General features: G+C 45.5%; 16 protein-coding genes and 1 pseudogene. 9 read left to right on the forward strand and 8 right to left on the reverse strand.

The window, feature by feature from the left end; genetic code table 11:
- Positions 1-359: 359 nt before the first annotated feature.
- The gene (locus ACWKXX_RS10000) at positions 360-842 is read left to right on the forward strand and encodes an SPASM domain-containing protein (protein ID WP_454540815.1); all 483 of its coding nucleotides are present in this window, start codon (positions 360-362) and stop codon (positions 840-842) included.
- Between the two features lie 315 nt (positions 843-1157).
- On the opposite strand, the gene ACWKXX_RS10005 is transcribed toward ACWKXX_RS10000, so the two are convergent.
- Together ACWKXX_RS10005 and ACWKXX_RS10010 are read right to left on the reverse strand one after the other, a co-directional pair.
- Positions 1158-1454: a helix-turn-helix domain-containing protein gene (locus ACWKXX_RS10005; protein WP_047668715.1), complete on the reverse strand. Its 297-nt coding sequence runs from the start codon at positions 1452-1454 to the stop codon at positions 1158-1160.
- Between the two features lie 306 nt (positions 1455-1760).
- Complete coding sequence (locus tag ACWKXX_RS10010) at positions 1761-2321, reverse strand: hypothetical protein (protein ID WP_454540816.1); 561 nt, start codon at positions 2319-2321, stop codon at positions 1761-1763.
- Between the two features lie 97 nt (positions 2322-2418).
- On the opposite strand from ACWKXX_RS10010, the gene ACWKXX_RS10015 reads away from it, so the two are divergent.
- A complete protein-coding gene (locus ACWKXX_RS10015) occupies positions 2419-2751 on the forward strand; it encodes a helix-turn-helix domain-containing protein (protein ID WP_042718067.1) in 333 nt (110 codons plus the stop codon).
- A 197-nt stretch (positions 2752-2948) separates the two neighbouring features.
- Here ACWKXX_RS10015 and ACWKXX_RS10020 read toward each other — a convergent pair whose 3' ends face one another.
- The 4 genes from ACWKXX_RS10020 to ACWKXX_RS10035 are packed head-to-tail and all read right to left on the reverse strand — an operon-like array spanning position 2949 to position 8660.
- Positions 2949-3392 (reverse strand): hypothetical protein, encoded by a 444-nt coding sequence (locus tag ACWKXX_RS10020; RefSeq protein ID WP_042718069.1) that lies wholly within the window; start codon positions 3390-3392, stop codon positions 2949-2951.
- Positions 3392-5755 carry a hypothetical protein gene (locus ACWKXX_RS10025; RefSeq protein ID WP_454540817.1) on the reverse strand — a complete coding sequence of 788 codons (2364 nt, stop codon included), beginning with the start codon at positions 5753-5755 and terminating at the stop codon, positions 3392-3394. The genes ACWKXX_RS10020 and ACWKXX_RS10025 overlap by 1 nt, the downstream gene beginning before the upstream one ends.
- On the reverse strand, positions 5752-7302 hold the full coding sequence (locus ACWKXX_RS10030; protein ID WP_454540818.1) for a site-specific integrase: 1551 nt from the start codon (positions 7300-7302) through the stop codon (positions 5752-5754). Before ACWKXX_RS10030 ends, ACWKXX_RS10025 begins: the two co-directional genes overlap by 4 nt.
- Positions 7299-8660: a tyrosine-type recombinase/integrase gene (locus ACWKXX_RS10035; RefSeq protein WP_454540819.1), complete on the reverse strand. Its 1362-nt coding sequence runs from the start codon at positions 8658-8660 to the stop codon at positions 7299-7301. Before ACWKXX_RS10035 ends, ACWKXX_RS10030 begins: the two co-directional genes overlap by 4 nt.
- 928 nt (positions 8661-9588) lie before the next feature.
- On the opposite strand from ACWKXX_RS10035, the gene ACWKXX_RS10040 reads away from it, so the two are divergent.
- From ACWKXX_RS10040 to ACWKXX_RS10070, 7 genes and pseudogenes are all read left to right on the forward strand, one after another.
- On the forward strand, positions 9589-10014 hold the full coding sequence (locus ACWKXX_RS10040; RefSeq protein ID WP_007697902.1) for a hypothetical protein: 426 nt from the start codon (positions 9589-9591) through the stop codon (positions 10012-10014).
- Positions 10015-10159: 145 nt separating this feature from the next.
- A pseudogene (locus ACWKXX_RS10045) lies at positions 10160-10336 on the forward strand (hypothetical protein); the annotation flags it as partial.
- A gap of 899 nt (positions 10337-11235) precedes the next feature.
- Positions 11236-13233, forward strand: a complete 1998-nt coding sequence (locus ACWKXX_RS10050; RefSeq protein WP_005032116.1) for a BCCT family transporter — start codon at positions 11236-11238, stop codon at positions 13231-13233.
- Positions 13234-13296: 63 nt separating this feature from the next.
- Positions 13297-14574 carry a DUF2254 domain-containing protein gene (locus ACWKXX_RS10055; protein ID WP_000625667.1) on the forward strand — a complete coding sequence of 426 codons (1278 nt, stop codon included), beginning with the start codon at positions 13297-13299 and terminating at the stop codon, positions 14572-14574.
- A gap of 577 nt (positions 14575-15151) precedes the next feature.
- Positions 15152-17539, forward strand: a complete 2388-nt coding sequence (locus ACWKXX_RS10060; protein WP_044864610.1) for an ABC-three component system protein — start codon at positions 15152-15154, stop codon at positions 17537-17539.
- The gene (locus ACWKXX_RS10065) at positions 17532-18077 is read left to right on the forward strand and encodes a hypothetical protein (RefSeq protein WP_040017492.1); all 546 of its coding nucleotides are present in this window, start codon (positions 17532-17534) and stop codon (positions 18075-18077) included. Before ACWKXX_RS10060 ends, ACWKXX_RS10065 begins: the two co-directional genes overlap by 8 nt.
- 16 nt (positions 18078-18093) lie before the next feature.
- Complete coding sequence (locus ACWKXX_RS10070) at positions 18094-20811, forward strand: AAA family ATPase (protein ID WP_226199836.1); 2718 nt, start codon at positions 18094-18096, stop codon at positions 20809-20811.
- Between the two features lie 41 nt (positions 20812-20852).
- On the opposite strand, the gene ACWKXX_RS10075 is transcribed toward ACWKXX_RS10070, so the two are convergent.
- Together ACWKXX_RS10075 and ACWKXX_RS10080 are read right to left on the reverse strand one after the other, a co-directional pair.
- On the reverse strand, positions 20853-21032 hold the full coding sequence (locus tag ACWKXX_RS10075) for a pPIWI-associating nuclease domain-containing protein (RefSeq protein WP_157903522.1): 180 nt from the start codon (positions 21030-21032) through the stop codon (positions 20853-20855).
- Between the two features lie 282 nt (positions 21033-21314).
- Entirely contained in the window at positions 21315-22232 is a 918-nt protein-coding gene (locus ACWKXX_RS10080; RefSeq protein WP_040017491.1) for a hypothetical protein, read from the reverse strand.
- Positions 22233-22720 lie beyond the last annotated feature (488 nt).

Consider the following 22720-nt stretch of genomic DNA (forward strand, 5'->3'; position numbering starts at 1 on the left):
CACTGTTATAACGAATCTGTCCCTCATATTAATAGGTCTCTGGAATTAACTTATGCTGATTATTCAACAGTTCTTGCAAGTGCTTCAGCATTGAACTGTAAGGATGTGCACTTTTTAGGGGTGAACCTACTTTAGAGCAACGATTGCAGGATTTAATCGCTGAGGCGTCAGAACTAGGTTTTACCAGTATTAGACTCACAACAAATGGAACAATGATAAACGATAAGCTTTTCGGTGCAATCAGAAAGTATAAAGTTAAAGTAGCAGTTTCTATACATTCACATATTGCAGAAATACATGATTTAATAACTAAGAAAAAAGGTTCTCACGCAAAGACAGTATAAAACATATCACGATTAGTGGGTGATGGCATCTCAATAAAAGCTAATGTAGCACTTCATGCTGAGAACAGCGAGTACTTCCAAGAGACAAAAGAATTCCTGGAAAATATCGGTGTTAATATTATTCATTTCGATCACGTAAAAAAAATTGGAAGAGTTTGTAATGATAACACAACATCGGAATTAAGTGAGCTTTGTGGGGCGTGTTGGAATGGAATAATTTGCGTGGCAGTAAATGGTGATGTTAGTCCATGCGCCATGTCAAAGAAAATAAAAGTTGGTTCGATAATCAAAGAAAGCTTAAGTGATATTGTTAACAGTGAGTTGTTGGCATTAAAACGAGCAGAGATAAAACATTCCATATGGGATAAGAAAAGAATTGACATTAAATCTCCGTACGACGAGGTGCAAGCAGACAATAAACCGTCCCCTAAAGATGAGCCACCAAAACCTTATTGTTACCCTACATGTCAGCCAAGCACTCATTGTTTACCTGACTGAGTGTGAGTAATCACCTACGTAAATTTAAATCCCGATGGCAAAGGGAAGGCTAGCCAATTCATTTTGGCTAGTTTTTTATTGGCATTTAAGCTTGCGAAAAGATGATTTACATTACCAGGCATCATCAAAGCTAATTTAGATATGATAGCTGTAACGTCCGCACCTCGCTCACAGCGGACATTTAAACTGGTCAATTTATCCGCACCGAGCCAGAATCGGTCGTGGCTAAACAGTCTGAGTTGATCAATGGGGAAACAGATCAAATGCTTAGAGGCGGTGCCTGATGTCCAGACCTATCAAATAGGCTTGCTCCTATCACCATTCCTCACGCCTTGCCGGTGAATCAAACTCCTTTTCTACAAAATTCGTAGGCTTTGTATAAGTTGAAAGAGGTGCAGAACTGAGCGAAATCTCCACCCCTAAAATATTTAACACTTTGTATAGACGCTCAAAACTTGCTTTTGAAGGATTTGCTTCAAGGCGAGCATAAGTCTGCTGAGTTACACCCAACATGGCAGATAATTCTCTTTGAGTTAATCCTTTTGATTTACGAAAACCAATTAAAAGTGGACGTAACTGGCTTAGAAGTCTAACGGGAAAAATAGTATCCATAAGTACGTGGCCATATCGATTTCTTCATAATAAATTCAATCCTCGTAAAAAACAGCCTGTAAGGTGTTTTATTACTTTACAGTTTAAAAGGTGTAAGGATGAACTCGTTGTTTAACTAGTACTGCTTGAATTTTAAAGGTTGCATCTCGCTCTGGCTGGGATTATATTTATTAAGGACTAGCATATAGTGGTGTACGCTGTTAACCTCATTGTAATGAGGCTGATCAGGGTATGAAGGGAGAGGGCGGACTCTGCTTCGCCCTCTCTCTTTCATGAACTTATTTAACTTTAAATGTTTTTTAAAAGTCATTGCTTTATTGCAATGGTTTTATTAAAAATCCCAATCAATGTGTTTATTTTTTCATTTATCTTAATTTTCTTTTTCTCTTGTTCGAGAGAAAGTTTCCTGAATTCATTTTCCCTGCTCGGCACGGCAATTATCAATTCTTCATAAATCTCCTTTGCTCCTGATACTTTTTCCAACTCGCTGCTGTATTTTTCAATAAGATTTCTTATTTGAATGTTTACATTGCTATGTTCATGACTGGTAGCACTTGAAATAAATTGACAGGGGCTTTTTTTGGGTGTCTCAATTAACTCTACGTTTTCCTTTACGACATTGAATTCAGATGTAGCTGAGTATAAATATTGATACGCACCTAATTTTCTTACTTTATTTAACAATCCCTTTCTAACCAGACCTTGAATTTGGTTATAAGCAAAAGCTTTTGCCTTTAAATAATTTTTCGGAAGTGAAAATCGCTCGATAAGAATTTTCGCTACTTCGTTACTGGTGAAGTTATCTTTGCCAATATAGATGATTGCAGAAAATATGTACGACTCAGGGTTGGTTACTCTACTATTCATATCACTAAAAAAAGGCTGTTAACTTAGGATTGCTAAGTATACAACAATGACAGATACTTAGACAATCTAAGCATCCGAGGCCGATGAAGATGATTCAGTGTCAGAAAAAAACCCGATACCAGAACGACTTAAAGAAGCGAGATGCAGGGCGGGACTATCACAGCGCTCTCTGGGGCTACTTATTGGCTTTGATCCCGCATCGGCTAGTAGTCGTATGAATCACTATGAGAAAGGGCGCCATGTCCCCGACATTGATACGCTTCGACGGATGGCGGCAGAGTTAAACGTGCCGTTGAACTACTTTTTTTGTGATGATCAGACGACAGCAGAACTTGCATTACTCATATCCCGAATGACAGAGGAAGAGCGAAGTAAACTTATCGAAGCACTCAAAACGTCTTCAGGTGACAACACTGCTGACAAAAAATGATGTTGTACAAACGCCTGCTAAACTTTTTGAAGGTAACAAAAGTGCAGTGCAATAAACCAAGCAGGGCATTACAGTAGTAGACGCCCTCTGAGAAAATGGACTCTAATGAGTGGGCGTTGAAAGTTGCAATGCTCATCTTTCGAATAGAGCAAGGTGTTTATTCATGAGTTCGTAGTGCGAATATACCGCTATATCTATCATTGATCTTTTTTCCTTTTGTGTAATTCCATGATCAAATGCGGAGCAAGAAGGCTTTCTACCGGTATAACCGTATTGACTTTTACCGCTTTGACAATTTCAATCAATGACAAGGTATTCTGAGCTAGTTGTTCGCGAAGCTCTTTATTCTCTTCCTGTAACTGCTGATTACGACCAAGCAAGGCCTGCCGGGTCTTACGGTTCACATACTGCTGTTTTTCTTTGGGACGAAGATTCAGAGGCGATAGTTGTTGATCGACATAGGCTGCAATAAGACGCCTTCGTTCAATGTTACTTAATGTACTTAAGCCACCATTAATGATTCCTTTTGATTTAAGTCTGGCATGTAAGTTTTTAGCTGAAATAGGCGATTTATCAAACCCTTCAATCAACATCAACTGGAGTTCATGCTCTATCTGAGTATCCAATTCTTTACCACGCATTAGTTTTCTTCCTCTTTGTTTTTATGGTGCTCAAGGGCAAATAATTGAGCTAAAGTACGAATTTCACCTTCCACTTTTATCTCTCCAGACAGAATCTCTCGAGCAGAGAGAACTTGTAACAAGTTTGAGCGCCTGCGTAATTGCTCGCTTAAGGCATCCAGGTGAGTTAGATTTTCTTTGATATTGCCTTGTATTAACTGGTTGTCTGGAAGGGCCGCGATATACTGTTCAAAAGCGAGCGAAGCCTCGTTTAATGCCCGACCTTTTACTGCAATAGTTGAGTATTCATCAATACGACCTGTCAACGTGAAATGCTCACAGGGTTTCAATGCTTGGCACTTCATTCGATAAGGGCATCCCCACAAGTTAACGTCTCTCATGCAGGAGCCCAGTTTTAATGGATGCAATACCGCATGCCTTTGTACCATCTCAGACGCTTGTAATGGCCCTTCATTTTTACTGATTTCCTCGAACGCAGCGGCTATGTCTTCGAATAATCCATCCCCTGACGACGCTTCAATGAAACCAGCAACATCGTTACGATCATCAAAGGTATGCAGGTTTGCCTTTATGTTGGTTTCCAGAGTTTGGGTACTATTAAACGTCATTAAACCGCTTTGCTTTACCATATCGAGAGGTGAATCAACGTCAACAGCAGTAAATGCTGACTGCTCCGGTACGGTTCGAACTAAAGGGGTTAGAGAAGCTGCTTTTCGCCGTTCCTTGAGAGCCAGGTGCTGATAATGCTGATTTTGAGTAATATCAACACGCCCCATCAACATCGCTTGTAAGTGGTCTGAGATCTCTGCAATTGCGAGAAAAGTATTAATGTTGTGTCGAGGGATATGCGTTCGGAGCTGAGTAGGGCGGCCGTCATCTTCAAGCAACCTGTATTTGCTGAAAACAGATACATAGCCAGCAACGTTACCTAGAAATTTGTTTAGGCCGTTATTATTTAGAGGTAGTGGCGTGGCTTTTAGTTGCAATACTCTCTTGAGAGTCAGTGATCCTTTGGGGAAAAGGAACAATAGCTCTTCATATTTAATCTCATATCTTTTGCCATTTTCTGCCCATGCATGAGTACAGGGAGTATTTGCACTGTTATCACCGAATTCACTTTTAAGAAAATGACTAAGATCAGACTTTGTAAAATATTTTTCTTTTTCATTACCTGATTTAAGGATGACTTTTGCCGGTATAAAGCCACGTTTCTCTAATGCTTTCGAAGCTTTATCACGTAAGCCTGCACGCCCCCGAAGCTCTGATGAGGACTGGACCATGTATTTTACAATATCATCAAGCTCAACGAGTTCACTGGTAATATCACTGATTGGCTTCGGTAAATAATCAGAAAATTTTTTTAATCGTAAATATTCGATATGTTTGCGAAACTCAGCTGTTAGTAACTTCACCGACTTAAATATATTTTCGACCAGAGGTACAGCTAAAGGCTCGACCCAATGCGTTCGTTCGCCAGCCCCCTTAACACCAACATAGCGTATGCCAAGAAAATAATCTGGCAATCCTTTATTCCGCAGACGTTTGCTGAGGTCAGAGTTATCTATATGTCGTTTGACCAAGGCATCCTGTCTGAGATTGAATGCCTCAACAGAACGGAATCCAGTGACGATCAGTAACAGAAGACAATTGAGGGCAATCTTTTCAGTACCGCTTTCAACTCGCTGGATTAACGACACGATATTGAGGAAACCTTTAATGGTAATCAGTGTATCTTCACCATCAGTGGAAGTATCATCCAGCTTGTCTTTTTCTTTTAGTGAGATTGTTTCCCGGGCTTTCCGGGTCAAATTAGTCTGATTGGTATAACAATCATCGGAAACATATTGCAATGTTACTAATGTGAAGGCGTGATGGTTTACTAATTTCTGAATCTTAACACAACGCCCCTTGTAGTTGGCTAGGTTGGTATCACCTGGCCGGGATGCTGCACTCAGAGTATCCATTGCGCTACGTACGACATCTGTAGTCAGATAGATGGGATGTGTTTGCCCAGTTAACTTAATGAGAGCGCAGTACCATCGTTTCAAAATAATCAGCGTTGCGACAGCAACCGCAGAGGAAATACTGCGATTTCTCCCTCGATAGACGAGTACCAGCATCGCTTTCATGAACAACTGATAAGGCTCGGATACTGTATGGCGATCATCGATCCCTTTGAGCCGGTTAACCTCATCAAAACGTAATAAATTAGCCCCATTGCCACGTAACCAGCCGGAGCCTTTGATCCCACATATCCAGACAAAGCTATCCCATGATTCTGCAAAATCTGCTGCCAGATTCTCTTCGAACCAAGCTTTCTGTTCTATGATAAAAGTCTCAAAGTTCGCTATATTTTTTTTCATTTCCCACAACCTCTGACGTTATGCAAATGACAACGGGCAATCACTGACTTGATTTCTATTTGCGTCGTCTCGTGGATAGAAATTAGTGGATTGAGAGCATTACCAACACTATCTGATACTGCTATCAGCTCATCGACTTCTTTAGAGACGCTATTCAATACGCCCTGGTGATGGCCATCAAGGAAAGGGCGGTAATATAAGCAACCATAGCAGCAACGAACTTCACAGAAGGGGCATTCATCATCGGTTCTCGCACAGCCACCGATCTCATAGTGTAATCGATCACCAACCATACCAACCACGCGTCGACCTTCCCATTCTTTTGAAGGAACTAGTTTCCCAGTAAGCATCATAGCCACCATGTTTTGCCACACAGGGTTAGAACCGAGTGCTTTAGCGCGGATCAATGCCAAGGCTGGGGTCGCACGGATGTAGTGCTTTGCTACAACCAGAGATGAATGGCCGAGAATGTGAGCAATTTCCTCTGCACTAGCACCCTGCATTGCAAGTGAGTGACCAACGTTGTGGCGCAAATCAGTTGATGTTATTGAAGGTAGGGCGGCTTCACCGCACGATACGGCAAACTGGTAATCTTGTGGGCTAAAGGATAGAATCGTTTGGCTAATCGACTGAGAAACAAATTTAGGTGCTGATCCCCCCATATTAAACATTTTATCGGTAGGTAATAATCTGGCTTCATCTATATAATGCTTAACCAGTGCACCTATTTCTGGCGGGAGCGCCAGAATCAACCGATCCGTAGTGACGTGCCTTTGTTTAGCATAAGGTAAAAGAACGCTATAACGAACCAACCCTGTTGTCGTATTGCAAGTATCGATTCGAAAGTCACCAGCAGCCAATTTAGCTAACTGAACCGGACGACTACCTGTGACATAACTTAGCCCCAGAACAGTGGCATTGCGAAGGTCCACCAGATTGTATTTTCTGCCTCGTGAGATAGCGACAGCCATTTCAAAAAGACCTTTGCTGATCATGTTCTTTTCAAATGGGTCAAGAATATTATCTATGTTTTGATATACATTCCAATCATTTGAATTAGGGCGAGGGATCAATTCAAGGTCTTCGTAGTCATCTAAAGTAAAACCCGGAAATTCATCTACACAAAGAATTTTCAGACCAAAAACAATACAAAAAAAATAAGTCGGCAATAAGTTTTCCTTTTCAAGGAAAGAACTTAACAATTTAAAGTTAAACATTCCTTGCTTCGAAGCATATTCAATTGCGTCTAGCCATGCGCGATGCACACGATAAATAGTCCCAGGAGATTTTGATGATGCATAACGGTATAATATATACTTAATTAGTTTAGTCGTGTAATCATCCGTTTTGAAATTAATGTGTGACTGGCTACCTGAGTAATGGAACACCCAATCATTAGTCTCTGCAAATATATTCTTGTCATCAAAAACATCAGCTGACCTTAAGTGGATTTTTGAAGGGATGTGGAGACTTTTTATTTGTATCATTTGTTCACGTTCAAAAAAAACATGCTTATCTTCGCTTTCTATTGCTGGGATTTTATTCATTTGATAACCTCCCTAAACGCTTGATGTATCGATGAAAAAAATTCATCCTCTGAGGAGTCAGCGGCAATACGTTTGACATTGGAAAAATTAGCTCGCTCAGAAAGAAAACGCCGGGCATAGAATTCTGGCATGCGGCTATTATGACTCCATCCACCTAAAAGACGAAGCTCATCTTTAGCTTCACTCATCAGACCTGCAATAGCGAAATCAACTCCGGCAATCTTGCAATTTCTCATAACAGACTGATATTTAGCAGCATAAATTCTCTTTAAGATCAAATAAGCCCATGTATGGCGAGTTACGTGTGGGGTTATGCTAACTACAGAATCAATACTTTTTTCATCACTGAATTGCGGGTACTCTTTTTTAAATACACAATCAATTTTTGAGAAAATATCATATATAGAGTGATATGATAGAGGAGGCAAGTTACTTTTTGTTGATGTGAATATGAAGTTATGAGAGGTATTTTTACTTATTTTATCAATGTATATTTTCAAGTGGTTGTAATCATTTATGTCTAACGCTAAAACTCGATGCGCCCATGAGTTTTTTAATGACGGCAATCGTTTTCTTGGATCTCTGACATCATCATCTACAGAGGTCACTATGATACTGAATTGTCCGCCTTGGATGTTAGGTTTAATTGAGTGTTTTTCTAACAGGAGCAATTCACTTACTCGCAAACCATAATTCAAAAGAAGACGACAGATTAAATAATTTCTGAATTGAACTTCTCCAGCAGGGAAGGGATTAAGAGGATTTGGCTTGAAAGACGATTCTGGTCTAATAATCTCATAAAATCTCCTGACCATGTCTGCTGTAAGGCTATTAAAATGTTTGTGTGAATGCTTTTGCTTGCTGGGTCGAAAATCAAAACGATAGGTCGACAAACGCTTGGATAATTGTAAAGCATAACGAGAAAGCTCTTTTGGGGTGCCATCCATATAACGAGGAGAAACGTAAGTATTGATCAGATAGTTTATAAAACGGCAGACTGCATGTACATGATTTATATTCGTATTGTGCTTACTAATTACTGCATATCCGAGTGTAGGCAACATAAGCTTTCCTGATTCAAGATAATGAAGAAATGCTTCAAGCTCACTAACCGCAATCGAAGGATTGTATCCAGACAATTGGAAGCTCAAACAGAAAGTGACATCATGTTTTTGATACCAGTACTCATAAAAAAACTTTAGAGCCTGTAGTGTAGATGACTGCGTGGATTCGGAACGTGAAGCTAAGCGATCAATGAGAAAGAGAAGTGGAAACAGAAGCGGTAAGTTAGTAGTGGTGTCAACCAATGTCCAAAGTCGCCGATTAGGAGCAACGCTCAACTGGTCAAGTACATACATCTGAGACATCCTCAGAGAGGTTCGTGGATATGAAGAAAATAGCTCTTAAACATAATGCCAGCAAACTAAAGATTAAGAGGGGGCTTAACCCTATGATTTTATGCAAGCCATCTAAGTTCATGAAGTAAGTTAACAATCAACATGATTTAACTATTCTGGGTTTACGGGTGCTACATAACTAAATCTATAATCAAAAAATTTTGCAATATCCTGTATTAAAATAACTTTATTCATGAAACAATCAAAATCACACAGTTATGAACTCAGTTTGAGTTCATAACTGTGTGAAAATCGGGCCATAATTTATACAAAATTGCGATTGTTTGTTCATGAGCCTGCTTTTCTGATTTCGTGATTAATATCACATTTTTATTTAGGCCCGCTTATCGCTCAAAGCGGCCATATCAAATGGATGCATGACAGGATTGGTTAGTAGCAGGAAGAGGACGTTTGGGCATCTGGCCCACATGAACAGCGCGTCTTTGTCCGGAGCATTTGCTGATGTTGGTGACGCCTTTGAAATGCAGCGTGAACCACAGCATGGCCTGCCATTGAATACCTGCTGATTTCTAAACAACTTTATGAGGTTCGATCTGGCGGAAGAGGGCAGAAGGACGTTAAGAAAAGTGACGACTCCACTTCCCAATAAAACGGCAACCAATAATGCTGCATATGTAATCGAAGGAATCTCCCTCGTTTCTTCGTGATAGTGCCAGCATCCACGCCAGCAATGTGTTGGCCATCATCATGGCTATCTTGCCAGGAAAAGCGATAAGTAATTCTCGTTTCTGGTGACATGAAATGTGTAAAAATCACTTTTGCCGAATGAGAGTTACCGCGAGTCTGCGCTGTGGTCCGTGACGCTCTGATTCATCCGCTCTGTAAGACAGTGACTATCCCTCCGATTCATCATAAACAAGGAAAGACCATGTTCGGATTCTTTAAAAAGAAAAAACCTGACGCTGCGCCCGGGCAGGGTTCCCGACTGACGGCGCAACAGTTTATCGCGCTGACGCTGAGTGATGAAAAGCTGTCAATGCCTGTGTATCTGCCGGGGATCCGCAGTGAGGCCGAATGCGACGAACTGGGTTTATGGCCACTCATCTACATCTGGAATGTGGATCGTGCCGCTGGCACGTTCAGCCTTTCTGTTAACGGTAAAGCCATCGCCCACCTCCTTGAGCCTTTCGTGCCCCGTGAAGACCAAGCGTATGTCGAAATTCGTGATGAAGCGATGAAGGTTATCGCTGAGGCTTCAACGCAGTCCGTGCTGGCAACCATAGAGAAAACGGGCCTCATGCCCGATGTTTTGTTCGCGTACCACGCTGAGGATGTACAGCAGGAGCAGGGCTAACCGTCAGGGAGTGCGTGAGATTACGCCAGGGATTTTATTAGTCAGTCCTGTCAACCTAATGCTAAATATTCGTCAAGAAATGCTTCAGGTTGCCGAAATATACGATAAGCGTTATTCAAGAACATAACTAAAAGGATGGATCCATATGAAGAAACTGCTGCTTCTTGTTCCGCTCGTGTTTGCTGCTCCGGTACTGGCTTCTGAAGTGACGGTGGGTCAGGTTTGCAAGGCTGTTTCTGCGGCAATGTTCGGTCGTGACCTCAAAATCATGCGGCTGGATAAAGTCGAGTCAGGTATTGCTTACGTAAGCGAACTTGACCAGCAGCTCAAGGGCGTGAGCCAAGGAGTGCAAACGACGCGAACCATGCTCGCGGAACGGCAGGAAAGCGATCGGAGGCAAGTGTTAAGCAGCCTTGAAACGTTGTCTTCCGACGTCCCGGCAGCACTGGTGCAGCATTTGACCCCACTAACCCAGGCAATTGAGTCTCTGCAAACCAGCCAGCAGGCGTTGACCGAGGCAGTGAGCCAGCAAAAGAGCTATCTGGAGGCGCAAAGTGCCGCAAGTCAGGGTAGATTCCGCTACGTTGTCATCATTTTTGCCCTGTTTGCTACCTCAACGCTAGCTTATATCGGCTATGACATCTGGAAAAATTTAACTCCCTGACAGGGCGAAATTGCGTTGCGTCTAACACTTTTTTCAGGACGTCATTTCGACCTGACTGGCGATGAGCGTATCCACTTTACTCTGTACTGGAATCAGCAGATCGACACTGGTCTCCGGTACATGGAAGGAGATGGTGAGGTCGTAGCGCGCTTCAGAATCATCGCGTTCCAGAGCGCATCGTGTTATCCCCTAACACTGCTTCCAGGCAAGCGATTTGGTTGTTGGGAAGGGAAGGGCAAAGCTTGTAGGAGCTATATCTTAGTTGCCAGAGCCTTGAGCGCGGGAGTCCGCTTTGTGCCAAGAGCAGACGCTGGTAATTCGTGCCTAATATACTTCACTTAACTTATATCCCAGCTTTGATACAGATCATACAAATTAAATGCCCCAGTAATTGGCAGGCTGAGTAACTTAAAACTCCTTAGAATATAGGATGATTTGTATCGGCACTCATTCCACCATGCATTCCGATTAATCCCGCATAGCCAGTTGAACTTTGCTACTCTGTGAGAGGTAGTACCTTCTATCCAGTGCGGATTTAATTAATGGAATAAATGATTATGAGTGAAAATGATACAACCCCAAAGAAGTCTACAAGCCAGGTTAACAAAGCGGTATTCTTTACATCTGCTTTGCTAATTTTCCTTCTTGTCGCCTTTGCCGCCGTATTCCCGGATGTCGCCGACAAAAATTTTAAACTACTTCAGCAACAAATCTTCACGAATGCCAGCTGGTTCTACATACTTGCTGTGGCCCTGATTTTACTGAGCGTCACGTTCCTTGGACTCTCACGTTACGGTGATATAAAGCTGGGCCCAGACCATGCGCAGCCTGATTTCAGCTACCACTCCTGGTTCGCGATGCTTTTTTCGGCAGGGATGGGGATCGGCCTGATGTTCTTTGGCGTTGCCGAACCTGTGATGCATTATCTTTCGCCACCTGTCGGCACTCCAGAGACCGTTGCGGCAGCGAAGGAAGCCATGCGCCTGACGTTCTTCCACTGGGGTCTGCACGCATGGGCAATTTATGCCATCGTGGCGCTGATTCTGGCCTTTTTCAGTTACCGTCACGGTCTGCCTTTAACGCTGCGTTCTGCGCTCTATCCCATTATCGGCGATCGCATTTACGGGCCTATAGGCCACGCGGTTGATATCTTCGCCGTGATAGGCACTGTCTTTGGCGTTGCAACATCGCTGGGTTACGGTGTATTGCAGGTGAATGCCGGTTTGAACCATCTTTTCGGCGTGCCCATCAATGAAACGGTACAGGTCATTTTGATCGTGGTCATCACGGGGTTAGCGACGATTTCGGTGGTGTCCGGCCTGGACAAGGGAATACGCATCCTGTCTGAGCTTAATCTGGGCCTGGCGGTGTTGCTCCTGGCGCTGGTCTTGTGCCTGGGTCCCACTGTGCTTCTGCTGAAGTCATTTGTGGAAAATACGGGTGGTTATCTGTCGGAACTGGTGAGTAAAACGTTCAACCTTTACGCGTATGAACCCAAGTCGAGCAACTGGCTGGGGGGCTGGACATTATTATACTGGGGATGGTGGCTTTCATGGTCGCCGTTTGTAGGTATGTTCATTGCACGCGTTTCCCGCGGCAGGACAATTCGTGAGTTCGTGACTGGCGTGTTGTTTGTTCCCGCCGGCTTTACGCTCATGTGGATGACGGTGTTTGGAAACAGCGCCATCTATCTCATCATGAACCAGGGCGCCACTGACCTCGCCAATACCGTTCAGCAGGATGTTGCGCTTGCCCTGTTTAATTTCCTGGAGCATTTCCCGTTCTCTTCCGTGCTGTCATTCATTGCAATGGCGATGGTCATCGTCTTCTTTGTAACGTCTGCTGATTCGGGGGCAATGGTTGTGGATACTCTGGCATCAGGTGGGGTGGCAAACACGCCCGTCTGGCAGCGAATTTTCTGGGCATTGCTCATGGGCGTTGTTGCTATTGCCCTGCTGATCGCAGGGGGGCTGAGTGCGTTGCAAACCGTAACGATAGCGAGTGCATTGCCCTTCTCAGTTATCTTATTAATATCCATATACGGACTGTTAAAAGCCCTGCGTCGGGATTTGACCAAGCGTGAAAGCCTTAGCATGGCGACTATTGCTCCTACGGCTGCACGTAACCCAATTCCCTGGCAGAGAAGGTTACGCAATATCGCGTATTTGCCGAAGCGCTCTCTTGTGAAACGTTTTATGGACGACATTATCCAACCCGCCATGACGCTGGTTCAGGAGGAACTTAACAAGCAGGGAACGATAAGCCACATCAGTGACGCCGCCGAGGATCGTATTCGCCTTGAAGTCGATTTGGGCAACGAGCTGAATTATATATATGAAGTGAGGCTTCGCGGGTATAACTCACCGACCTTCGCGCTCGCTGCGCTGGATAATGATGAGCAGCAGAGTGAACAACATCGATATTATCGCGCTGAAGTCTATCTCAAAGAGGGCGGCCAAAATTATGATGTAATGGGCTGGAATCAGGAACAGCTGATTAATGACATACTGGACCAGTACGAAAAACACCTGCACTTCCTGCATCTGGTTCGTTAACAGCAACATGCCGCCACAGAGGCGGCATTTATTTATCCCGGCTGCAATATGAGGGAATGCAGAATGATTTCACGCTGGAAATGGATGCTGAAGCAGACATTTAAAAAACTATGGTTCAGGGCAACGTTATTCGCAATTGTCGCAATAATAACGGCCCTTTTATCAATTCTTTTTAAATCAATGATACCTGAGTCGGTTTCCGTGAAGGTTGGTGCGGAAGCAGTCGATAACATTCTGAACATACTGGCATCGAGTATGCTGGCAGTGACCACATTTTCGCTGAGCATCATGGTCACAGCCTACGGTTCAGCCACTACTAATGTGACTCCCAGAGCTACTCGTTTAGTTGTTGAAGACGTCACCACACAAAATGTACTGGCCACCTTCATCGGTTCTTTTCTCTTCAGTCTGGTAGGGATTATTGCCCTCAATATGGGAGCTTATGGAGAAAGGGGGAGAGTCATTTTATTCATTGTAACACTGGTTGTCATTGCCTTAATCCTCATCACATTGCTTCGCTGGATACAGCATTTGACCTCTCTGGGGAGGGTTGGTGAGACAACGGCAAAAGTAGAACAGGCGGCCATCGAAACATTTATTGCGAGAGCAAGAAATCCCTGTCTCGGCGGATATCCATGGCTTGAGAACAATGAACAGCCGAAAGGAACGGTTGCAGTTTATCCGAAAAAGATTGGCTATGTTGAATATGTTGATATGGTGAAACTCAGCAAGCTGCTGACCAATGATCCCCGTCATGTATACCTCGTGGCGCAGCCGGGCAGTTTCATACATCCGTCCACGCCAGTTTTGTACCTGAGTCAGGGCCAGGAGTCATCAATCAGCACCGATTTACTTGAGACGATTATTGTCTCGGATGTACGTTCATTTGCTCAGGACCCCCGATTTTGTCTTAGCGTCATGGCCGAAATAGCCTGCCGAGCCCTTTCCCCCGCAGTGAACGATCCTGGAACCGCCATTGATGTCATTGGCAGAGGTGTACGTATACTTTCCGCTTACGCGCAGAATAAATCTGATGAAATAGAAGTGAAATATCCTTCTGTACATGTTGCACCACTTCAGAATAACGATCTACTTGAAGACTTTTTCTCACCTGTTGCGCGCGATGGTGCCAGTATGAGGGAAATTCAGATAAGGGTCCTTAAAGGACTGTCGATGCTGAGTAAGGGTTGGCCTGGAATTTTTGCTGAAGCCGCACAAACCCTAGCATTTGAAACATTAGAGCATGCTACTCGTGCTGACCATATAGATTCTGACAGATATCTAATAAAATCAATTTATTATAATTTATTTAGTGGCGAAGATTCTAATAAAAAACCATAGTTGCGGAGCAAGCGATACGGTTGTTGGCAAGTCAAGGGCAAAGCATTCGCGTGAGAGTGGGCGTCTGCTTTGTGCCAAAAGCAGACATTGATAACATTGAAATATGTTAATTGATAGGGAGCAGGTCAATAACGATTTCTGATGACTTATTCCCTTGTGAGCTGGATTCGTGAGCCGTTCTCGCCAGCCTTATTTGCCTGGAGGGAGAAGCTGAAAGGTCAGTCGCGCCGCCCGGGCCCTCACAGGTTTTAACCTGAATGCGCTCCAACGTATAGATTTAACATTGGGCAACTGCGAATCTCGCAAGGATCTGCCAGCCACGCGCCTGAAATTCTTGAAGCTAACGCTTAAGCACATCCCCTTCTGATTCAGCAGGTTGCAGCAAGTGTATTTTTGAATCCGGATCTCATCCATTCGGGATAGCCCTGCCAGGCATTAAAACATGGCGTGCGTTAAATACCTGTTACTGATGGCGATGAAATTTTTAGCATTTCAGGTTTTGTGCCCGACTCAATTGGGAGTAAAGTGCCTTAAAATGATACAAAAAATATTGACTACGTTGTCTAAGGGATGGTGAATGGACGCCTGTATTCATATTTACAGCGATGAAGACGATGTTCGGGAGAGAGCGCGGGCTCACGACAACGCTCGGGATATTTATGCTCATGACTGCGGACAGTTGCCTTTTGGCACGCTTGACCCCAGAGCATTCGAATTAATCGTCCGGGATTTATTTGATGAGAAAAAGGTTGAGGCGACCTGGGACTGGTATGACACTGCCTTTCGGATAAACGATGGTTCCGATAACGGTATAGACGTTCAACTGATGAAAGACCGAGTGATTGCGGGCATCGTACAATGTAAACGGTACAGTTCGAAAGCGTTTACCATGCCAGAAGTTCGCGATGAGTGGATAAAAATCTGCCTGCGCAGTCTGGTGATAAGTGATTTGCTTCCTCCTGACGGTCTCCCATTCCGCTATATTCTCGTAGTTTCTGATAACGTTAACGGCGAAACACAGCAGTATTTCCAGCGAAACTCTACTGCGCTGGCCGATCTTATCGGACGAAAAACGGATTACCTCAAAGCACTGGTTGCCGTCCGGGACAAATATGCGTTGCTCAGAAAATCCCCGCTGCTTAAGGAAAAAACCGGACAGGCATTATATGACATGGTGTATCCGCAGTTTGAGCGACTGAATATTGAGCTTTACACCCGTGAATCGCTCTCGCCACTTGTGCGTGCGTCCGACAACCTCATGAGCATCTATTTTCGCCGTGAAGTGTATTTTTCTCAACAGAGCGTTCTGGATTTTTTCCGGGAGGTTTATCCAGAGGGCGCTATTGCGGCGGATGTACGCGCCATGCATGCAGAAAACGTTTATACCCATTACGGAAATGAAAACCTGTTATCCGCAGGCCGGCTGAACGCATTTATTTTTCCTGCGGGTGAAAGACTTTCTGTGCGTATGCTGGGCGAATTCCTAAAAGATAAAATGCCCGAGGTGGCCGGAAACTATCCGGTCATGCTGGTCTGCCCCGCGAATGCTTTTGACCCTGCTGACCAGTGCTCCATTGATGCGCTTATCAGTGAATGTCAGGGCACCGTTATTTTACAGGCAGGCTGCGGCATCGTGCCCGGTACCATGCTAAACACCTGGAAAAACGACGGCTGGCTTTCTGCTGACAGCGAGGGCCTTTACCCGGGAAGGGCTCAGTATCAGGCGGGCTGGTGCTGGGTAAAGTCCGGTGTAGGCGATATTCACCGCTTTATTTTACTGGAAACCTGCGACTGCGATGCCGCGCTGAGTTATGCAGGGCGCGCGCTTCGCCTGGCGTTTAATGATGTGAATCTCTGGCCCGTTCTGAACACCGATTATTACACTCCGGCCGGTTCTTCCGGCACGGTACTGGATGACCGTCTCTCTCTGAGCATTGCTGATGACGGTCACCGGCGACCCAACGTCCTTCTGGTCTCATCATCCTGTGCGCTGACACAGGAGCATTTTAACGCACAAATCCGCCGTTTTGAGAGCCTACGGCAGAAGCGTTTTCTAGGGGTCATTTTCTGCCATCAGTCACAAGTGGAGATTACGGACGGCATACGTTATGCCTCAGGAATTTACCCAGCCAGTGCAGGTGATGATCTTTTGCACGCCGATAACGGGCCGATTCCGGCCCTGTTAATCCGGGATAAGAGCGTGACCTCTGCGATGTTTTGTCTTCGGTTTAATTCGGCGGGTGATGAATTTACCGCGACATCCTCTTACATGTGGCAATGGCACAATGGGTGTTTTTACGAGGTAGCCGATGGTATACAACTTGAGCTTCAGCGGGTGCTGCTGGATCCCTTCACTGATCCCCCGCAATTCCTTGTACAGGAGGGGGTGAATGCATTTCGGCATGCGCTGGTGACATGTGCCCCTCCCTATGCCGGCTATTTTGTTCATTATGCACTGAGCGGGCCCAGGTCCTATGTCTATCCGCAGGTGAACACATTCCTTCAACAGCGCCGGGGCATTCGTAAAGTGATCAGAGCGCTAAGCTACCTTTCAATGCACCCCAGCCTCAGCTGGAACGGTAATCATGCCGTGACGGGGCATCTTTTATGGAACGGTGTGGGGACACCTGAGTCCGTGATGGGATGGTTACCTGATGAAATGAGTGACACGCAGGTTGACGCCATACTGACCCAATGGATACAGGATGGGGGGGAGCATTGCGACCTGAGCGTGTTTGCTGATGTGGAAGAGGACCTACCTTCACACGGTCGTTCAATCCGACAGGATCTAACTCGCGCCAATATTGCTGAACCTGCGGCGGAGGCTGACTCCTTCGCTGCGCCACGTTCAACGCGCAGAGCCTGGCTTTTCCCCCTTAATCCTCTGCTCAGCCGGACGCGAAATGACGATCTGGCTGAGCTTGAGTGCTATCTGAGCAATTTATGGACGGTAAAAAATGGATAGTTTGATTGCTGAATTTGAAACAAAAGCAGCCTTTGCCGGATTCTTCAGGAAAACATTTCCGGCAGAATACCTTGAGGGTTTGTCTGAAGGCAGTCTTTACTGGGAATCCGAATATGCATGCATGCTGCTGTGGCCTTTAAACGCGAAACCTGACCAGATGGAAAGAGAATTGATCGTCAGCGAAAGGATTGCGGACGCTATGGCCCGGACTCGTGAAGGCACGGGTAGGGTCATTGATGCAAGCGTAATATATGCGATGCCGTCAGTTCACTGTGTCCCTGACGGCATGATTACAGATATTGAGCAGAATACCCGTCTGGTCAGAAAGCATTTCGTGTGGATGGAAAATGGGGAGTGGAAACGCATCGGTCGCGTCACAATGCTGGGGCTTGCCCCGCTGGAGCAGCGGGGAATCTCTGCCGTAGACCTTAGGGTCACAGGCAGCACGCAAGCGCTTCTGGCTGAATTTGAGTCGGGAAATTCCCCGCGTGCTATCGCCCTGAACCATGGAAGTAAGTGGGAGAGCAGCGATGTATAATCTTCAGATATTAAACGTGACGATCAGCCGTTTTAGGGGAATACCCGGAAAGGTGACCATTCCGCTTAACTCGGGACTGACCGTTATTTATGCCGCAAATGGTACGGGAAAAAGCACGCTTTGTCAGGCGGTGGAGTGGTTACTGACGGGCATATTACCTGACGTTTCAGAAAGTTCGCTGACCTGTAAGTGGGGGGATGGAGAAACCTTTGTTGCCGCAGACTGCATTATCAACGGTCAGCAGTATCGGCTAACGCGCACGCTGAAGGGACTGGAGAAGTCCGACGGACAGGTCATCACTCAATGCAACACCCTGTCTCTTCTTAGCCTACTCTCTCCGAAGGAAATTGGTGCGGGCAAGAACCGTCCCCAGGCGGTTCTGACAAAGCAGGCCTGGCTTCGCAATAGCCGGTGGCTTTATTCTAATGCCTTATCCCTGCTGGTCGATGAATCGCAAGCCGAACAGCGTTCACAGGTCTTTGCCAACATTCTGGGGTACGGACATCTCATACCTCTACAGCAGTCCATCAACAGTTATCTCCAGTATCTGCCCGGTGTCAGCCAGTTGACACAGCGGCTAGACCGTCTCCGGGAAGAGCTCCGCGCCGTCAATGAGGCTGAAAAAGTAAATGAACCTGCGTCAGATGCGGCTGAGCTGATTTCGCAGCTTGCCGTCAGTCTGAATTCCGGGTTGGACAAGTCAAATCATGAAACCTTCCTTCAACGTGCGCAAACGGATATAGCGGAATACAGACGTGAGACGGAAAATTATGGAGCCATCTGTCTTGATGTTTCAGCCCGGTGGGAAGCCTTTGAGCATGCATCCGGAGAGGAGCAGCAGTTACGCACCCGAATCCTTGTGCATCGCACCGCATGGCAGGATGCCAACCAGAAGCATCAACATGCCGGGGAGCAAAAACTACGTGACGACGGTCAGGTTCGGGAACTAGACACGCGGCTGAAATGGATGGCTGCGCAAGGATCCCTGGCGCAGGATTATGCTCAAATAATGCAGCAGGCGGGTGTCAGCGCAAATCACCGTTTCACGGATACGCAGCTGCTTGAAAACTACTTTGAAAAGGGTATCCCGTCAGGCGCGTTGCAGGGCTATCACGAAGAACTGAGTCGCTACCTGGATGTGGCACGCAGTGTGTATATTTCAGGACAGGCTCGTGAGGAATGGCAGTCTCGTATCAGGCGCGTGTCGCGGGATGAGGTTGTCGCGTTACGTGTTAAAGAACAACAGGCAGCGGATGAACTTAAGCGGATGACATACTCGGTCAGGGCTCTGGATGATCAGACCGCTGAACTGCACGCACTGGGATTGCAGCTTGTCAGTCAGGTACAGGGGAGCTGTTGTCCGCTCTGCACGCATGACTGGGTTAAAAATGAACGTTTATTAACTGCGTTACGTACGGCCCGCGACAGGCTTTCTCCTGAAGCACAGGCGCTGAATGTGCAGCTTGAGCAAATGCGCAGTGATTATGCGGGCATGGAAGAGATGCTCAGGGAAAAGGAAGGCTTATTGCGTGATGCAGACGCCTTTTCAGCATCCCTTGCCGCAGCGGAGAGCAAGCTCAGTGAGGCATTTAGGGCGCATTGCAATAGTGTCTTTTTTGAGGAGAGCGGAATAACTTCATCTTCACCCGAACAGTTATCTCAGTTTATCGCTCACTTGGACCTGTCTGCACGTTATGCAGCGTTCAGGGAGAGGCTACTTGCCGCGGAAGCATTTCTAAAGACGGATACAGACGCAGTGGTCGAATTATCTGTCTACGACCGGTGCCAGTCTGTGCAGTCTTCGCTGGCGAAGATGAAGGATGATACTGACATTGCCCTCAAGACGGCGCGGCTGGCGCAGCAGGTATCCGAAATGGGGCTGAAGCAGACCGGGGAAGACGTCTCTAATAGCCTGCAACAAATAACGGCTGCAGAAGCGCAGCTTGTTGCTGTCCTTGCTGACCTTCAGTTCATCCAGACTCAGTGGAGAAAAGTCAGTGCTGCAGACCTGACAAAAGCGAATCTGCTCCAGTGTGAAGAGGCACATGCAAGCATGCAGAACCGCCTGAATCATCTGGAGACGCTATATGCACTGGCTCAGACGGCCGTGGATCTGCACAGGACTATTTCACGCGCGGGAACGCTTCGCACCAGCATTGAGACGCTTGAGCGCAGGATAGATGAACACACACGCAGAAAGCGGGAAGGTGAGCAGGCCCGTGATGAGCTAGCATCCGAAATCGAACGTCTGACCAGCCTCAGTCTTAAGAATCTCATCGAACCTGCTTCGGAGATGTTTTCACGAATGCATGCCAATGAAGTTTACGACGGACTGAAAGTGGCAAAGGACGGCAAGCTGAGATGGAGGGCACTGACAGGTGAAAAAGCGGATGATGAACTTATTACGCAGGATTATTTCAGCCAGGGGCAGCGGCAGGATCTTGCACTGTCCCTATATCTTGCCAGAGCAAGGACCCTGGGCGGCACCTTCTTTCTTGATGAGCCTGTCGCTCACCTGGATGATATGAACCGGGTGGCTATGACGGATATTTTCAGGATGCTGACGATGCAGGAGAAGGGGCTTGGGTTAGTGCTGACGACGGCAAGCGACCCGCTGAGGCGCCACCTGAGACAAAAATTCTCGGCCCTCTCAGGCGATCGTGCATTGCTGAGCATTATCACCATGAACGGTAACCCTCGCCAGGGCGTCTCCTTTGACATTGAGCAGTATTAACACTGAGCGCAAACGTCTGGCCTGTGAGGTGCAGGCCAGGTTTACTCGTACCAAGTCGTAATATCTACGCTAAACTTATTAAGGTTAATGGAACTACCCAATGGTTGTTTAAATAGAACTTCCATTTCACTGTACACGGGAAACGAAGCTGGAATTTCAGCTCCATCACCTTTACGCCGATCGGATGCTGATCCGTACATTGAGCGCTCCAATACTCCCATCGATATGCATTCTCATAGAGCTTACGCCAATTTTAACAACAGAAATTTTTTCTGCTGTTATTTCCTCAATATACTGATGGGTAGATATTTACATTAACTCAACAACCGATTTGCTGTTTATTCTGTCGATCAGAACGCCATTGATATCATTGAAGAGCTTATAGGCAACTTCGGTTCTCAGCTCATCAATCTTATTAATAAAGTCAAGAAGGAGGAGGTTAATGCATAGCAGATACAAAGACCGAACCCTCATTCTAGAAGTTGAAGTTTTATAAAATTCTGTTATCCGTAGAAGTAACTCGATAGCTCGGCTGGGTATTGTTTTCCTAAGGTTATCATTTGGGCCAAATTGGCCTTGGCATTTAACTCTCCTGCAAGCATTCGAAAAACATTGTCAAAGCGATTTATCCTCCCTTCCTTCAAAGAGTACCGCTTTTCGCAGGCGCATACAAAACTCTTTATCTCCTCTAATAACTTATCGCTGACGGGGTTAATTTTAAGATAGTTTCCTGTTGGGCCGCATTTCTCAAACGAAAACTGATGCGCAGCTTGATTTCTCAAATCTTTCAGCAATTTGACAATTGAAAGAAGCTCATTGCTTAGTAGTTTCTCCTTTTCGCAAAAATCTATTTTTCTATTATATGTCATTTTATCAGCAAGATTATATGTGGTTTTTTTGCTGTCAGTTATTATCTTGTAAAGCATACCCTCTATATAAGCTGCATGAGAAATTATATCCGCTCGACACTCGAAATGCCCAATATCAGCATTGTGAGGGGGAATACTTATGCTATCAAATTCCTCGCCGATCGAATGTGCTGAAAGTATAATTCGAATGAAGTGGGGAAAGTTAAGGCTCTCCAGCTTTAGCTTTGATTTTAAATCATGTTGGAACGCAATTCCGTACTCATTAGAGTACTGGGCGATAGCGAATGAGTCAGTGATTATTTCCCAGAATTGCGAAAATGGATATTTTAGTATTACTTTAGATGCACCTTCTTCAAGATGATGAGTTATATTGCCACTAATTGAAGCCCAGTGGAGTCTTTCGACTAAAATGAAAACATCTTCAGGTGAGAGCGTGCTGGATGTAAGTACTTCCTCTTTGCTAGAAAACGTCGCCTTATGTAACGTCTCGATTTGACCTGGTAGTGAGTGGTCTACATAGCCCTTAAGGTGGTAGTTTTCTGGAGTCCCCATATTGCCCTTACTCCTACAAAATTATTTGATTGTCTCAGCCGAGATAAGTTTTTTACCTGCGTTTCTGTGACATATCAACTTTTTCTAATCAAATTCTTAGATTGAAGCTCTGCGATAATTTTCAAAGTCGACGCGGAAGCGTAAACTTCAATCTTTTGGTCGACGTTTTTTCCATATTCTGGGCAGCAGGTGATCCTTCGCACTTCGCTGCTATTGGTCGAAACTGGGCCTCACTGGAGCCGAGGCTGCTTTATTAGAGACGTATCAGGCCTCAGCCTTCTCTACTTAAATTCAGGGAATACCATGAATCGGGGTAAAATCCAGAGAACAGGTAGCATAGCCTTGCAGGTGAACCTAGCGAAGGCAGGACGGTGCTTGTCGCGCTTGGCTTACAGCGAGCTGGAAACATTAGTTTAGGGGCGCTGGAGGTCTAGGCTTGGCGCAGAAGTGCATGGTGACATTCGAACATTTTCTTCGCATGTATACGA

Source organism: Enterobacter sp. UPMP2061 (assembly GCF_053709615.1).

What these genes read in the sequence shown, in the direction of transcription:
- ACWKXX_RS10005 (WP_047668715.1), bottom strand. Translation starts at nt 1,454, where the DNA reads ATGGATACTATTTTTCCCGTTAGACTTCTAAGCCAGTTACGTCCACTT.
- ACWKXX_RS10010 (WP_454540816.1), bottom strand. Translation starts at nt 2,321, where the DNA reads ATGAATAGTAGAGTAACCAACCCTGAGTCGTACATATTTTCTGCAATC.
- ACWKXX_RS10020 (WP_042718069.1), bottom strand. Translation starts at nt 3,392, where the DNA reads ATGCGTGGTAAAGAATTGGATACTCAGATAGAGCATGAACTCCAGTTG.
- ACWKXX_RS10025 (WP_454540817.1), bottom strand. Translation starts at nt 5,755, where the DNA reads ATGAAAAAAAATATAGCGAACTTTGAGACTTTTATCATAGAACAGAAA.
- ACWKXX_RS10030 (WP_454540818.1), bottom strand. Translation starts at nt 7,302, where the DNA reads ATGAATAAAATCCCAGCAATAGAAAGCGAAGATAAGCATGTTTTTTTT.
- ACWKXX_RS10035 (WP_454540819.1), bottom strand. Translation starts at nt 8,660, where the DNA reads ATGTATGTACTTGACCAGTTGAGCGTTGCTCCTAATCGGCGACTTTGG.
- ACWKXX_RS10040 (WP_007697902.1), top strand. Translation starts at nt 9,589, where the DNA reads ATGTTCGGATTCTTTAAAAAGAAAAAACCTGACGCTGCGCCCGGGCAG.
- ACWKXX_RS10050 (WP_005032116.1), top strand. Translation starts at nt 11,236, where the DNA reads ATGAGTGAAAATGATACAACCCCAAAGAAGTCTACAAGCCAGGTTAAC.
- ACWKXX_RS10055 (WP_000625667.1), top strand. Translation starts at nt 13,297, where the DNA reads ATGATTTCACGCTGGAAATGGATGCTGAAGCAGACATTTAAAAAACTA.
- ACWKXX_RS10060 (WP_044864610.1), top strand. Translation starts at nt 15,152, where the DNA reads ATGGACGCCTGTATTCATATTTACAGCGATGAAGACGATGTTCGGGAG.
- ACWKXX_RS10065 (WP_040017492.1), top strand. Translation starts at nt 17,532, where the DNA reads ATGGATAGTTTGATTGCTGAATTTGAAACAAAAGCAGCCTTTGCCGGA.
- ACWKXX_RS10075 (WP_157903522.1), bottom strand. Translation starts at nt 21,032, where the DNA reads ATGGGAGTATTGGAGCGCTCAATGTACGGATCAGCATCCGATCGGCGT.
- ACWKXX_RS10080 (WP_040017491.1), bottom strand. Translation starts at nt 22,232, where the DNA reads ATGGGGACTCCAGAAAACTACCACCTTAAGGGCTATGTAGACCACTCA.